Here is a 13,181-nt window from a genome sequence, read left to right on the forward strand (position 1 = left end):
AGCAGTCAGTCAGGTGGACTGTCGCCAGCAGCGGACAACGCGTGGTGAACCGAACCGAAGCGGTGCATGAACACGGTTGCCCCATCGGACGGGGCAGGCTGCCAACTTCTTTCCTGACGGGTGAGGTAGGGCTCTCCTGATTACGGGCGCGACCGGAATGGGAGACGTGCCGGTTCAGGAATCCACCAGTGGAACCTCAGCTGAGAGCGGCGATGTACTCCGTGCCTGTGCAGAGGGTGCCGAGCCGCGGGAAGATGTGGCTGATGGCGAAATCGTGGGCGTCCGCGTCGAGACCGGTCATCGCGTCGGTCAGATAGACGGTCTCGTAGCCGAGATCGTCGGCGGCGCGGGCGGTGGATTCGACGCCGAAGTTGGTGGCGATGCCGGCCAGGGCGAGGGTGTTGATGTCGCGGCGCTGGAGCTGTGCGTCGAGGTTGCTGCGACCGAAGGCGCCCAGCGTGTTCTTGACGATCTCGATGTCGCCGGGCTGCGGTTCGACCTCGGGTGCGAAGCCGCTGCCCTCCGGCTGGTGGTCAACACCAGGGCGCTCGACCCGGACATTGACCACCAGACCGCCGACTGAACGGGTCGCCTCAGCCAGCGCGACACAACGCACCAGCACCTCGTTTCCCTTCAGGGGCGCGGTATCCAGAGCGATGATGCGCGGCATCAGGTCGATCAGGACGAGCGCCGTACGGCGGGGATCAAGGCTGAGCGTGGTCATCCACCGAGCGTAGCCGCCAAGGTGTTCGCGTACGTCACGTCCCGTTCGGTCCCCGAGAAGCCCACCCGCCAGGTGCCACCGTCGTACGTACCCTGCGGCCAAGCGCGGCCGCCGGGTTGCCACAGCGGCTGCCAAGCGACGCCGTCGCTCACCGGGTCGTACCAGTGGTTGTCGTTGGACCAGGCTTTGTGGTGCGCGGTCACGAGGCTCAGACCGGGCCCAGTCGCCATTGACCACTTCGGGAGACCGGGGACATCGCCCTCGCGCCCGAAGCCGCCGGGATCGCCCTGATCCGGAAGGGCCGAATCGACATTGAAGGCCACCTCCCACAGCGACGCACTCGTTGCCCCGTTCACCTTCCAGGACAACCCGGTGTCGAAAGTCCGAGCGCCGAAATCGAACGTCCAGTCAGCCGTCACAGGCTCGTCGCCGAACGGGATGCCGGTCAGCTTGAGACTCGTGTCAGTGGCGTCGACCTGGGCAGCCGGTCCGGTGATGTCAGTAGCGCCGAAACCACCAACTCCCAGGTACGGCGCGGTCGCGCGACCCGTCGAGTCGAGCGCCGCCCGGTACTGGCGTTGGCCCGTGGGATCGACCTCCAGACTGGTGATCGCCGCTCGCGGACTGGTCTGGATCGTGGCGCGGTAATGCTCGTTGCTCACCACGTGCCCGTTCGTCACCTCTTGCCGTGCGAAGTCGAGCGGCGCCAGGAACAGCCCGCCCTTCCCCCAACCAGCACCAGTCACGTACCAGTCGTCGCCATCCTGCACGACCTCCGCGGCGTGCGCCTGGATCGTGCCGACGAGTTGGTCGACGGTGAAGTGCAGCGGATCCTTGCTCTTGTAGACCTTTGTCGACTCGTAGCCGCCGTCACAGCAGACGAACAGGTACCAGTCGGTCCCCCGCTGGACGACGAACGGTGACTCCGTCGGACCGCCGTACGTGCCTGTCGCCGGATGCTGGAACGCGGTCTGCCGCGCGGACCAGTGCTTCAGATCGGTACTGGTGTGGTAGGCAACGATGTGGTTGCCGCCGGACGGCGTCGAGTTGGCCGTGTAGTACATCACCCACTGGTCGCCGACCTTGCGAACCATCGGGTCACGACCGTCGAAACCATCGGTGAACAAGGGATTGGCTGCATCACGCGTCCAGGTCTTGAGGTCTGTGGAGGTCGCGAGGTGCATCCGGTACGCCGTGTGGTCCGGCGTGCCGGCCGCGTAGAAGAGGTAGTAGGTGCCGTTGTCGTAGATGGCATGCGGCGCCCAGATGTGACTCTCACCGGCGTTCGGATCCGCAACCAACGCAGGCGGCTGCTTGGTCCACGGCCCGTTCGGCGTCGGCGCCGTGGCGTGCCCGAAACTCTTCTCGTCGAGCGGATTGGCCGGCTCGGCATGTGTGATCGCGTAGACGTGCCAGGTGCCGGTCGCGCGATCCTGGATCAGCGTGTGGTCGTTGTAGTACCAGGGGCCGGTCTCACCCGTGCTCGGATCGTAGATCTTGGTGAACTTGCCGGCCGCAACCACTGTGCCGGTCTTCGTGTACGGCGTGATCTGGGTGCTGTTCAATTCCAGGTCCAGGAGGTCGAGGCCGACGAGATGGCCGGTCGCGGCCGGGTTCTTGCCGGTCAGCGTGATGGTCAGATGATGCTTGCCGGCGGTGAGTTGCCGGGTGCCGAGACCGACGCGCTGCGTGCTGACGCCGGACGCGACGTACCCGTCGAAGCTCGTGGCCGGATTCCCGTCGACCTGCAGATCGACGATGCCGTAGTCGGCGGCCTTCGTCAGTACGGCGCTGAGCTCGTAGCTGCCGGCCATTGGCACGGTGAACGCGAGCACGGTCTTGTCACCTGACTTGGTGCCGTGGATCCACGCTTGCGCGCCGCCTGACCAGCTCACGCCGCAGCAGTTGCCCTGTGGATCCACCGGCACACTTGAAGAGACAGGTGGCAGCATCGCCTCCCCCTCGACCCGCAGCACATTCCCACTCGTCCCCTCAACCGCCGCCGACCTAGGCCCCACGTTCCCCGCCAGATCGACCGCCGCCACGCGATAAGACCACGTCTCATGGAGTCCGAGGCCACGATGGACGAAGCCTGGCAGCGGCGTGCTCCCGAGCAACGTCTCCCCACCTTGCGCTTTCTCCCCGACCGCCTTGGTCCCATACACGTTGTAGTGCGCGACACCTGATTCGTCAGATGCGTCCTGCCAGCTGAGGTTGATCGCGTTGCCGGTCTGGCCGGTCGCCCGCAGGTCCGTGACCGCGGCGGGTGCGCGGAGGTCGACGTACGGCGTGACGAGCGACTGGACGACGTACCGGCTGGCTGTCCAGGGGCCGGTGGGACGGAGCTCGATGTCTAGGGTCGACCGGCCGGCGGTAAGGGTGGCGGGCAGTTGGTAGTTGTCGTCGAGCCAGCGCTGGTGTGTATTGCCGAGCGGCTGCAACCACGTACCTGCGGCCTTGCCGTTGACGAATACCTGTGCGGACTGTCCGGCGACCTGCTGATCGCTGGTCCTTCGAAGCGTCACGCCTTGGTTGGCCGGGTCGATCTTCGCCGTGAAGCGCAGCCGTTGACCGACCTGATCGGTCAACGCGACATCGTCGTGATCACCTTCGTAGACGGAGGTCAGCTCGGCCCCTTCGACGTTGATGCGATCGGTCTCCCGAGCGCCGAACTTCGCCGACGTGTAGAGGAACGCCGTGGAGCCGTAGATTCCCGGATGGTCGTCCTGCGGACCGTGCTCGATCCCGAAGTCGAGCTGGTTCTGGAAGGCGATCGAGTCGGTGATGTGCAGTCGCCAGGCGCCATCGCATTCGTACTTGCAGAAGCCGGCCTGGACCTCGTGGGCGGAGTTCCCGTGGAACGGCGTGGAGTAGGTCCCGGCATTGAAGTACCAGCCGGACTCGTAGTAGTCCTCGGTCCCCGTCCCGTGGATCGCCGGGGTCCGCTCACCGTCGACGTACACCCGCTCGTCGCCCTCGAGGTAGCCGCGCGTGTTGCCGTCGGCAAGTAATCCCTCCATGGTCTGGACGACGCCGACGAACTTGCCACGCCCCGAGGTCTGCGCGAACGTCCAGTCGCTGCCTTGCATGGTCTCGCCACGTTTCGAGATCGCGCTGAAGTAGCCCGTCTTCCCGGTCACCAGATCGACCGCCTTGCGCGCGTTTCGGGCAGCGGTGACTTCGGACTGACCGGTCAGCGGGTACGCCGATTTGTTGACCAGGCTGACTGTGGCACGGGCGACGTACGGCATCGGCCACCAGGCGGAGTACCAGCCGTTGGGGTCCATGGCGAAGAAGAGCGAGCGGACCGGGTTCTCACCGAGGCCGGAGCCGAAGAACTCACCGATCGGGGCGTCGACGCGCTTCTGACCGTCGATCGTCACCTCGACGCGGACACCGGCGAGCAGGGAGTCACTCGGCTTGACGCGCGCACCGTCGGCCGGGGTGGCGGCGTACGGCATGGTGTGTGCACCGCTCCAGGCCTGCTTGGTGATCTCGTAGCTGTGCGCCTGCTCGTCGGCGACATGGTTCGGTCCGACGTCGAGGGTGTCCGTCCGCTGCGGCGAATCGACCCAGTAGGTGAACTCGTTGAAGTCGAGGTCGGAGGAGATGAACTGGTTGGTGATGGTGATCTGCGACTTGCCCGCGGTGAGTGCGGCGGGGAGGTCGACTGTCTGGTCGTGCCACTGAGCACCGGCGGCCTTCAGCGGTGCCCACTCCCCTGCTTCGACGCCGTCGACCAGGATCTTCGCCCGCTGGTTGCCGATCCGGAGGTCCATCCGGCGCGTCAGCTTCACCCCGGTGTTGGCCGGGTCGATCTTCATCGTGAACTTACTGCTGCCGGTGAACGCACGGCCGTCGTCCGCGAACTCCTCCAGCTCCAGACCGACGATCTCCGGAAGCTTCAGCCGGAGCGCGCTGATCTCACCTGGGCCATAGGTGTCCGCCAGAGTGACTCGCTTGCCTGGGGCAAGTTTGATCGGTGTCTTGGTGGTTCGGCTGTTCGGCTGGGCGGGCTTCGGGTCCTTCGTGCCAGCAGCATTCAGTAGCGCCAGTACGTCTTCCGCCTTCTCGGCTGGGTCGAAAGTGCGGATGCCCTTCGCGTCCGGGAACTCGCGGTAGTCGACGTGGTAGAAGTACGGGTTGCTCTGGGTGGTGATGCGCATCGACGACCGGTACGGCATCGGGACGCGGATGTAGACGCCACCGCTGCTCTGGACTCCGTTCGCGACCAAGGGATAGCTGAACGGCGCTCCGAGCTTGCCGTCGACGATGTCCTGCAGGGAACCGTGCAGCACCTGCTTCCCGTCGAGCTCGACAGTGATGGTGCCGGTCTTGGTCACGTTGCCTTCGTCGCGGGTGAACCAGATGGAAGCGACCTCACCAGGGCCGCTGTCCTCAGCGATCACGCACCCGGCTTCCGACGTACGTAGGCAGGAGAAGGCGCCGTCGAAGCCGTCGTTGTTGGTGCCGTCCCGGCCGAAGCTGGAGAACTGTTTGGTGCGGACGCCGGCCTGGAGTTCCGGCAGGCGGTCCAGGTGACGGTAGACGTCCCATCCGACGGGACCGTTACCGCTCGGGAGCGGCGTCGTACCGGCGGTGGCTGTGGTGGTCGGGAGCATCAGTACGGCGGCGGCGACCACCGCGACTATGCGACGGAACATGGGCGAGCCCTCCGGCGGAATGGATGGCGGGAAATCGATTTCTCAGTGTCTACCATCGTGGGACCGGGCTTGAGAAGGGCTCAGCTTCGAGGAGTTGGGTGTCCGCTGGCCGGGCCGCTGCGGCGACCGCTTGCCGGGCGCGCAAAGATGGGTCCGCACACAACTTGAGACTGCGGGAGAGATTCGATGAGCTCTGAGAAAGCCGAGATCGCCGTCACCGGCCTCGCCGTGATGGGGCGCAACCTGGCCCGGAACCTGGCGCGCAACGGGTTCCGCGTCGCTGTCCACAACCGGTCCCAGGGCCGCACGGACGCGCTGATCGAGGAGTTCGGGCACGAGGGTGACTTCACCCCCGCCGCCGATCTGCCCGCACTGGTGGAGGCGCTCGAGCAGCCGCGCAAGATCATCATCATGGTCAAGGCCGGCGAGCCGACCGACGCCGTGATCGACGAGCTGGTCCCGCTGCTGGACCAGGGTGACATCGTCATCGACGCCGGTAACGCACACTTCCTGGACACCCGGCGCCGCGAGAAGGCGCTGAGCGAGAAGGGTCTGCACTTCGTCGGCAGCGGCGTCTCCGGTGGCGAGGAGGGCGCGCTGAACGGCCCGAGCATCATGCCCGGCGGCTCGGTCGAGTCGTACGCGGCGCTGGGACCGATCCTGACCAAGATCTCGGCCCACGTGAACGGCGAGGCCTGCTGCGTGCACGTCGGCCCGGACGGCGCCGGCCACTTCGTGAAGATGCTGCACAACGGCATCGAGTACGCCGACATGCAGCTGATCGCGGAGGCGTACGACCTGCTCCGCCGCGTGCTGGGCCTGTCCCCGGCCGAGCTGGCCGCCGTGTTCCGCGAGTGGAACACCGGCGACCTCGAGTCCTTCCTGATCGAGATCACCGCCGACGTCCTCAGCCAGGTCGACCCGACCACCGGCGGCGCGTTCGTGGACGTCGTACTGGACCAGGCGGAGCAGAAGGGCACCGGGCGCTGGACTGTGCAGTCCGCACTCGACCTGGGTATCCCGGTGAGCGGCATGGCCGAGGCTGTGTTCGCACGGTCGCTGTCCGGCGACGTCGTACGGCGTGAGGCGGCGGCCGGCGTACTGCCGGGGCCGGAGTCGGCGAAGCTGGATGTGGATCGGGACGCCTTCATCGAGGACGTGCGGCACGCGCTGTACTCGTCCAAGCTGGTCGCCTACGCGCAGGGCTTCGACGCGATCCGGGCTGCTTCGGAGCAGTACGAGTGGAATGTCGACCTCGGCGCGATGGCGACGATCTGGCGCGGCGGCTGCATCATCCGGGCCCGCTTCCTGGACCGCATCAAGGAGGCCTACGACCGGAACCCGGCCCTGCCGTCCCTGCTCGTCGACGACTACTTCAAGGACGCCGTCGCCAACGGGCAGGACGCCTGGCGGCGCGTGGTCGCGACCGCAGCCACGGCCGGCGTACCGGCTCCGGGCTTCTCGGCGGCACTGTCGTACTACGACGGTCTGCGTGCGGAGCGCCTGCCGGCGGCACTGATCCAGGGTCTGCGCGACCTCTTCGGGGCGCACACCTACAAGCGCGTCGACGCCGAGGGAACCTTCCACCTGGAGTGGTCGGGCGATCGCTCGGAGACCAAGTCTTAGGTTGAGCGACACGCGGGCAGGTTGGCATTGGGGTCGAACGTATGTTCTAATGTTCGCACAGTGCCAGCCCGCTCACCGCGGGCGACGTTACTAAGGAGATCGCCGCAACGATGACTGTAGACACTCTGGCAGTAGAAGCGCCGTCGGACGACGTCGACACTCCCGTCACCGCCGACACCACCCCGGCTGCATCCTTCGAGGCGACCTCGGCCCCCGACGCCGAGGCTGCGGCCCCGAAGAAGGCGCCGGCGAAGAAGACCGCTGCCAAGAAGAGCAAGACGATCGAGCTGACGCTCACCGTCACCGGCACCGCCGACGGCGAATGGACCGCCGAGCTCAAGCAGGGCTCGACCTACTTGGCCCGTGGCGTGGCTGTTGCCGCCGCGGCCGTCTCGCGCGCCGCCAAGGAGCTGCACGAGGACCTCTCGACCCCGCTCGACGAGGTCATCGAGGAGGCCCGCGCCCAGCAGGCCGCCAAGGTCGCCGCTCTCGAAGCCGAGCTCGAGGCCGCCCGCCAGGCGCTCGCCGACCTCTCCTGATCCACCCACCCGTTGTCTGGCCCTCGCCGGCCGGACTCTCCGGTCCTGGCAGCCACCTTCCCTGGCGACCATGACCTGCCGATGCTCGTTCTCTTCCCAGGACGCACATCGCCCCCGCAGCCCAGGTGCCCCGCGCGCCTGGGCTGCGGTCTTTCAGATGTCGTCGACGCTGAGCGTTTCTCCGTCGCGCAGGCAGCGGTGCAGCAGGCCGCGTTCGGCGAGATGGGCGGCGGCACGCTCCGCACCCTCCGTCTCGGGATGTTCGGATCGCCAGTGCGGAACGATCCGGAACGGCACCAGACCGAGGCACTCCGCCGCGACAGTCGGCGAATAGCCTTCGGGCAGGACGGTTGGGTCGTCGATGAGTTCGATCCCCTGGAGGTCCGGTCCGGTGACGCAAGCTCCTGCGGAGTACCCGCCGTACGTGAACTCCGGTCGATGCAGCTGCTGCTGAAGGGCATCGCGGAATCCGGCCTGCGTCATGGCCCGAGCCAGGACGAACGCATTGCCCCCCAGAGCCCAGACGAGGTCGAGGCCGCCCAGGCGTTCAGTGAGTTCCTCGGGTCCTGCGAAGTACTCACGCAGATCGAGCTCTTCACAGGAGTACCCCAAGGACTCCAGGGTGCGGTTCTCCCGAGCGTAGTCCCGGGCGCGCGAGACGCCGTACCCATCAAGCGCATTCAGCACGATCCCCGCCCGGCCGCCGGACAGCACCGACGGCCGGTTGTCAGGCGTCAGGAACCAGGAACTCAGCAACAACCTCATCGATGAGCATCATGCCCCAGGTTGGGTTTTCAGGACGATTCGGAGGTTGGCCTTGGGCTGGTGTTGCCAGGCGGCTTCGGCTTCTTCGAGGGGGTAGGTCTCGATGATGGGGCGGATGCCTTTGAGGACGGCGAAGTTGAGGGTGTCCTCGGAGTCCTGGGCCACGCCGGAGTACCAGCCGGAGACGGTCAGGCGGCTGTCGGCGAGGTCGTGGCCGGTGACCTGGATGGGGTCGGAGCCTTCCAGGACGATGAGTTGGCCGTTCGGGCGGAGGCCTTTCACCAGGTCGCTCTGGAGCTCGGCGCGCGAGACGGTGGCCAGTACGGCGGCCGCGCCACCGAGGGCCTTCAGGGCCTCACCCGCGTCACCTTCGGTGCTGTCGATGTACTCGTCGGCGCCGAGCTGACGGGCCAAGGCTTCCTTGTCGCGGCCGCGGTTGATCGCGACGGTCCGGAAGCCCATCTTGTCGGCGAACTGGATCGCCAGGTGCCCGACGCCGCCGACACCCTGGATCGCCACCAGGTCGCCCGGTCCGGCCTTGGCGTGCCGGAGTGCGTTGAATGCGGTGATCCCGCCGCACATCAGCGGGGCCGCTTCCTCGAACGTGAGCCCCTCGGGGATCCGGGCGACGGCGTCCTGCGGGGCGACCATGTATTCGGCGTAGCCACCGTCGTACGACGTACCGACGATCGTGTGCTGCACGCAGTTCGTGAAGTCGCCGCGACGACAGAACTCGCAGGTGAAGTCGACCCCACCGGACCAGCCGACACCGACCTTCTCACCGACCGTCCAGAGCGTCACGCCCTCGCCGACCGCATCGACCACGCCGGCGATCTCGTGGCCGGGGATGCGCGGCAGGACCGTTCCGAACAGCGCGTTGCGCGGGATCGCGTCACCACCGCAGATCCCGCAGGCGTACACCTTCACCCGGATGTGCCCGGCGCCCGGCTCGGGAATCGGCACGTCCGTCACCACGAACGGTCCGCCGGCCTGCTGTACCTGAGCTGCTCGCATTGTCATCGAAAACCCCTTCAGTGCATTCCGCCGTCGGCGACCAGTTGCTGTCCGGTGATCAGGCCGGCGTCGTCACTGGTCAGGAACGCCACCACCCCCGCCACGTCCTCCGTCGTACCCAGGCGCCCGATCGGCACCATCGCGACCAGGCTCTTCTTGTACTCGTCGTTCGCCGGGTCGGTGAAGATGCCCGCGCCGTCGATCGGACCTGGTACGACGGTGTTCACAGTCACGCCACGTGGTCCGAGTTCGAGGGCGAGCACGCGGGCCAGGTACCCGGTCGCCACCTTGCTGGTGCCGTAGAGACCGACGCCCAGCTGCGGGACGGTGGTGGTGTTCGACGAGATCGTGACGATCCGGCCGTTGTCGGCGATCCGCCGGGCCGCCTCCCACAGGACGAAGTACGGGCCCTTGGTGTTGACCCGGAAGAGCAGGTCGAAGTCCTCCTCGGTCACCTCGGTGACCGGGACGTTCACCTTCTCCATCCCCGCGTTCGCGACCACGATGTCGATCCGGCCGAACGCCTCGGCCGCGGCGTCGAAGACCTGCTGGATCCCGTCCACCTGGGACACGTCGGCCGCGACCGTGATCGCCCGCACCCCGAGCGCCTCCGCGGCCGCCTGAACCTCGGCCGCGGCGCTCTCGTCGCGCGAATAGTTGACCACCACGTTCGCACCCAGCCCGGCGAGCCGGAGCAGGATCGCCCGGCCCAGCCCCTTCGACGAGCCGGTGACGAGCGCGGTTCTCCCCTGCAGCGTCATACTTACTTTCTCCCATCAAGTCGCCTTGTTCCGATCGTCCGGCGTGATCGGACCGAACGGAAACAGAGACTTTTTACCGACGTCACAAGAAATCGTTGTGGCAGGATGCTGGTGTGGACCTGAGCTTGCGCCTCCTGCAGGCGCTGGCCGCCGTGGCCGAGGACGGCAGCATGACGCGGGCCGCCCGGAGGCTGAACCTCACCCAGCAGGCGGTCAGCGGGCAGATCCGTCAGCTCGAGCGGGTCGTCGGTACGCCGCTCGTCGTGCGACTGTCGTCGGGAATCGAGCTCACTCCGGCCGGCCAGGTCGTCCTGAAACAGGGTGCGGCGCTGCTGTCCTCCGCCGAGGCGATGATGTCCGAGGCTCGAATGGTCGGGGCCGGCCGGTCCGAACCACTGCGGATCGCGTTCAAAGCACAGAGCACCGCGCATTTCATGCCCGCGGTCGAGGCCGCACTGCTTCGGCAGGCACCGGATCTCGAGGTGCAGCCGATCGCCTCGCACACCCTGCCGGACGAGATCGAGGCACTGGTCGAAGGCCGCGCCGACGCTGCGTTCCTGTGGCTGCCGATCGGCGACGATCCCCGGTTCGTCATTCACCCGCTGTTCGCCGAGGACCGCTGGGTCGCGCTACCGCCCGGGCATCCGTTGACTGCGCGGAACAGCTTGACGATTGCGGACCTGGCCGACGTACCGGTCGTGGGGCCGCGCGAGGGGATGCCCGAAGCGGTCGTCAGCTTCTGGTTCATCGATCCGCGGCCTGACGGGTCGCGGGCCGTGTTCGGGCCGGAGGGCCGGACTCCGGAGGAGTGCCTGCACCTGGTGGCTGCCGGGCACGGGTGCTGGATCGCGCCGGCGTCGACGGTCACGTACTTCGCGCATCCGCGGCTGGTGTGGCTTCCGCTGGTCGACGCGCCGCCGAATCAGCTGGCGCTCATGTGGGCCGTGCACAACCCGAACCCGTACCTGCCGCTCCTGCTCCAGGAGACCAGCCGGGTGCTGCTGCCGATCACGTCACCGACTAGCTGACTGTCCGGTGAACTGGGCCGGCTTGTCGAGGGCGCCGTCGAGGCGCGTGGTGATGGTGATCGTCAGGAGCGTGAGCACGGCCAAGACTGCGATCAGGGTCCAGCGGGCTGCGGTGTTGCTCATGAGGAAATCGTGGCGCGCCGCGGGGCCCGCGCGAAAGGGTGCGGCGCGGGTTTCAGGGGCCGGTCCGGGGTGCGCTCCGGGGGTTCCCCTGGGCGGGAACAGCGGATGAACGAGGTGTGACCGAATCGGCACGCCGGGGTGGTGGGCGATCGGCCGCCGGTGGCCTTACGGTTGGTGCCTGAGCCGGCGCCGAGAAGGGGTCAGATGAGCACTTTCGAGGACTTGGGTTCGTTGTTGCTGGTCCGCGGCGCCGATGAGATCGACCACGCCGGCGGCAGCCTTTATGTGCATCTGCATCGCGTCGCCAAGCGGCTCACCACGCTGGGCGCGTCCGAGACGCTGATCCTGGCCGGGCTGGCCCACGCGGCGTACGGGACGGACGGGTTCCCGACCCATCTGTTCGACTGGCAGACCGAGCGTCCGGTGCTCGAGTCGGTGATCGGGCCGGAGGCCGAGCTGCTGGTCTATCGGTACGGCGCCTGCGACCGGGAGACCAGCTGGCGCGATCTGGCCGAGCACCGCACGGTCACCGACCGCTTCACCGGCACCTCGGAGGAGCTGGGCGGCGAGCAGCTGCGGGAGTTCGTCGACCTCACCATCGTCAACGAGCTCGATGTTCTCGACCACGCACCGAAGCTCGAGCCCAAGCTGCGTCCGTTCCTGCAGGAGCAGATCCCGCGCTGGCAGTCGCTGGCCTCGCCGGCGGTGCTGGCCGACGCGCAGCGGATTCTCGACCTCTGACCCGAGCTCCTGGAATTCCGCCGTCCGGCGACGCATGATCGAAGCATGTCCAGGTACGAAGTGATTGCTCACGCCAAGCCGGTACGCCGCCTGACCGAGCCCGAGTACGTCGCCCTGTCGCTCACCTCGTACCCGCTCGACCGCGGTCTGCGGTTCCAGCGACTCGACGAGCTGCCCGACGGGAAGGTCGCGATCGTTCTCCAGCACAAGACCTCGGCCCGCAAACAGGACCAGGCCTACGCGATGGCCCAGCGCACGCTGTTCCAGCTCGGCATCGCGGCCACCGAGGTGGAGCGCGTCGATCTGCACCGGGTCACGCGCAAGCACGGCCGCACGCTGGTGCGTTCGTGGATCGGTCCGCAGGGTCCGGGCGATCCCGCGGGTGACCGCGAACCGCGGAGGCCGAAACCGAACCCGCCGCACCTGCGCGCCGCGCACGAGCTGCCGACGGACTGAGCCGAGCGGCCGCTACGGAGTGAAGACCTCGAAGCGGGTGGCGTACTTGGTGCCCAGCGCGGTGCCCGTGGGGCGCGACGTCCCTTCGAGGAACTCCTCGGCGTCGAAGTGCGGCCAGTTGAGGCCGTCGATGTAGGCCTTGTGCGCCTTGAGGGACTCGACACCGATCGCGAAGGTGTCGGTCGTGTCGGCGGCGTGCCGTGAGTTCGGCGAGCCGGCCGCCCAGACCTGCTTGACGCCAGCCCAGCGCTCACCGGCGTCGGGGAAGATCCAGCGATTGGCCGCGTCGCGGACGGCGTCCAGCGTGGCGCGGCCGGTGTTGATGTGGTCGGCCTGGTTCAGCAGTACGTCGCCATCCCAGGTGTCGCGGAAGTTGTTCGTGATCACGATCTCCGGCTGGTGCCGGCGGATCACCTCGGCGATGACGCGGCGCAGCGGAACGCCGTACTCGATCGTGCCGTCGGGCTGACCCAGGAACTCGACCGCCGACACCCCCACGATCCGCGACGACTCGATCTGCTCAGCCTCCCGCAGCGGGCCGCACTCGTCGGGTGCGATCCCGTCGATCCCAGCCTCGCCCGAGGTGAGCAGGACGTACACGATCTCCTTGCCCTGTGCGGTCCAGCGCGCGATCGCCGCCGCCGACCCGAACTCCAGGTCATCCGGATGCGCGACCACGGCCAGCGCCTTCTGCCAGTCCTCGTCGACCGGCTGCAATCCCTCCGAAGCACTCATGGAAG

At 67.5% G+C, this 13,181-nt stretch carries 12 protein-coding genes; 5 read left to right on the forward strand and 7 right to left on the reverse strand.

The window, feature by feature from the left end; genetic code table 11:
* Positions 1–196 precede the first annotated feature (196 nt).
* Both ACFCV3_RS03270 and ACFCV3_RS03275 read right to left on the reverse strand, forming a co-directional pair.
* Positions 197–724 (reverse strand): isochorismatase family protein, encoded by a 528-nt coding sequence (locus ACFCV3_RS03270; protein ID WP_376025652.1) that lies wholly within the window; start codon positions 722–724, stop codon positions 197–199.
* Positions 721–5,388 carry a DUF2961 domain-containing protein gene (locus tag ACFCV3_RS03275; protein ID WP_376025654.1) on the reverse strand — a complete coding sequence of 1,556 codons (4,668 nt, stop codon included), beginning with the start codon at positions 5,386–5,388 and terminating at the stop codon, positions 721–723. Before ACFCV3_RS03275 ends, ACFCV3_RS03270 begins: the two co-directional genes overlap by 4 nt.
* Before the next feature lie 186 nt (positions 5,389–5,574).
* Between ACFCV3_RS03275 and gndA the strand changes: the two genes are divergently transcribed.
* Together gndA and ACFCV3_RS03285 are read left to right on the forward strand one after the other, a co-directional pair.
* Entirely contained in the window at positions 5,575–7,014 is a 1,440-nt protein-coding gene (gndA, locus tag ACFCV3_RS03280; protein ID WP_376025656.1) for an NADP-dependent phosphogluconate dehydrogenase, read from the forward strand.
* Between the two features lie 110 nt (positions 7,015–7,124).
* The gene (locus tag ACFCV3_RS03285) at positions 7,125–7,553 is read left to right on the forward strand and encodes a DUF6319 family protein (protein WP_376025657.1); all 429 of its coding nucleotides are present in this window, start codon (positions 7,125–7,127) and stop codon (positions 7,551–7,553) included.
* A 153-nt stretch (positions 7,554–7,706) separates the two neighbouring features.
* Here ACFCV3_RS03285 and ACFCV3_RS03290 read toward each other — a convergent pair whose 3' ends face one another.
* The 3 genes from ACFCV3_RS03290 to ACFCV3_RS03300 are packed head-to-tail and all read right to left on the reverse strand — an operon-like array spanning position 7,707 to position 10,093.
* Positions 7,707–8,318, reverse strand: a complete 612-nt coding sequence (locus ACFCV3_RS03290; RefSeq protein ID WP_376025659.1) for a Type 1 glutamine amidotransferase-like domain-containing protein — start codon at positions 8,316–8,318, stop codon at positions 7,707–7,709.
* 9 nt (positions 8,319–8,327) lie between these two features.
* The gene (locus ACFCV3_RS03295) at positions 8,328–9,338 is read right to left on the reverse strand and encodes an alcohol dehydrogenase catalytic domain-containing protein (RefSeq protein ID WP_376025660.1); all 1,011 of its coding nucleotides are present in this window, start codon (positions 9,336–9,338) and stop codon (positions 8,328–8,330) included.
* 11 nt (positions 9,339–9,349) lie between these two features.
* The gene (locus ACFCV3_RS03300) at positions 9,350–10,093 is read right to left on the reverse strand and encodes an SDR family oxidoreductase (protein WP_376025662.1); all 744 of its coding nucleotides are present in this window, start codon (positions 10,091–10,093) and stop codon (positions 9,350–9,352) included.
* Between the two features lie 113 nt (positions 10,094–10,206).
* Between ACFCV3_RS03300 and ACFCV3_RS03305 the strand changes: the two genes are divergently transcribed.
* Entirely contained in the window at positions 10,207–11,121 is a 915-nt protein-coding gene (locus tag ACFCV3_RS03305) for a LysR family transcriptional regulator (RefSeq protein ID WP_376025664.1), read from the forward strand.
* On the opposite strand, the gene ACFCV3_RS03310 is transcribed toward ACFCV3_RS03305, so the two are convergent.
* On the reverse strand, positions 11,107–11,244 hold the full coding sequence (locus ACFCV3_RS03310) for a hypothetical protein (protein ID WP_376025666.1): 138 nt from the start codon (positions 11,242–11,244) through the stop codon (positions 11,107–11,109). The two genes, ACFCV3_RS03305 and ACFCV3_RS03310, sit on opposite strands and share 15 nt — an antisense overlap.
* 204 nt (positions 11,245–11,448) lie before the next feature.
* On the opposite strand from ACFCV3_RS03310, the gene ACFCV3_RS03315 reads away from it, so the two are divergent.
* On the forward strand, positions 11,449–11,985 hold the full coding sequence (locus tag ACFCV3_RS03315) for a DUF6817 domain-containing protein (protein WP_376025667.1): 537 nt from the start codon (positions 11,449–11,451) through the stop codon (positions 11,983–11,985).
* Between the two features lie 45 nt (positions 11,986–12,030).
* A complete protein-coding gene (locus tag ACFCV3_RS03320; protein WP_376025669.1) occupies positions 12,031–12,441 on the forward strand; it encodes a hypothetical protein in 411 nt (136 codons plus the stop codon).
* 12 nt (positions 12,442–12,453) lie between these two features.
* Here the strand turns inward: ACFCV3_RS03320 and ACFCV3_RS03325 are convergent, their stop codons facing one another.
* Complete coding sequence (locus ACFCV3_RS03325; RefSeq protein WP_376025671.1) at positions 12,454–13,176, reverse strand: PIG-L deacetylase family protein; 723 nt, start codon at positions 13,174–13,176, stop codon at positions 12,454–12,456.
* Positions 13,177–13,181 lie beyond the last annotated feature (5 nt).

It is taken from the genome of Kribbella sp. NPDC056345 (assembly GCF_042262745.1).
Taxonomy (GTDB): Bacteria; Actinomycetota; Actinomycetes; order Propionibacteriales; family Kribbellaceae; genus Kribbella.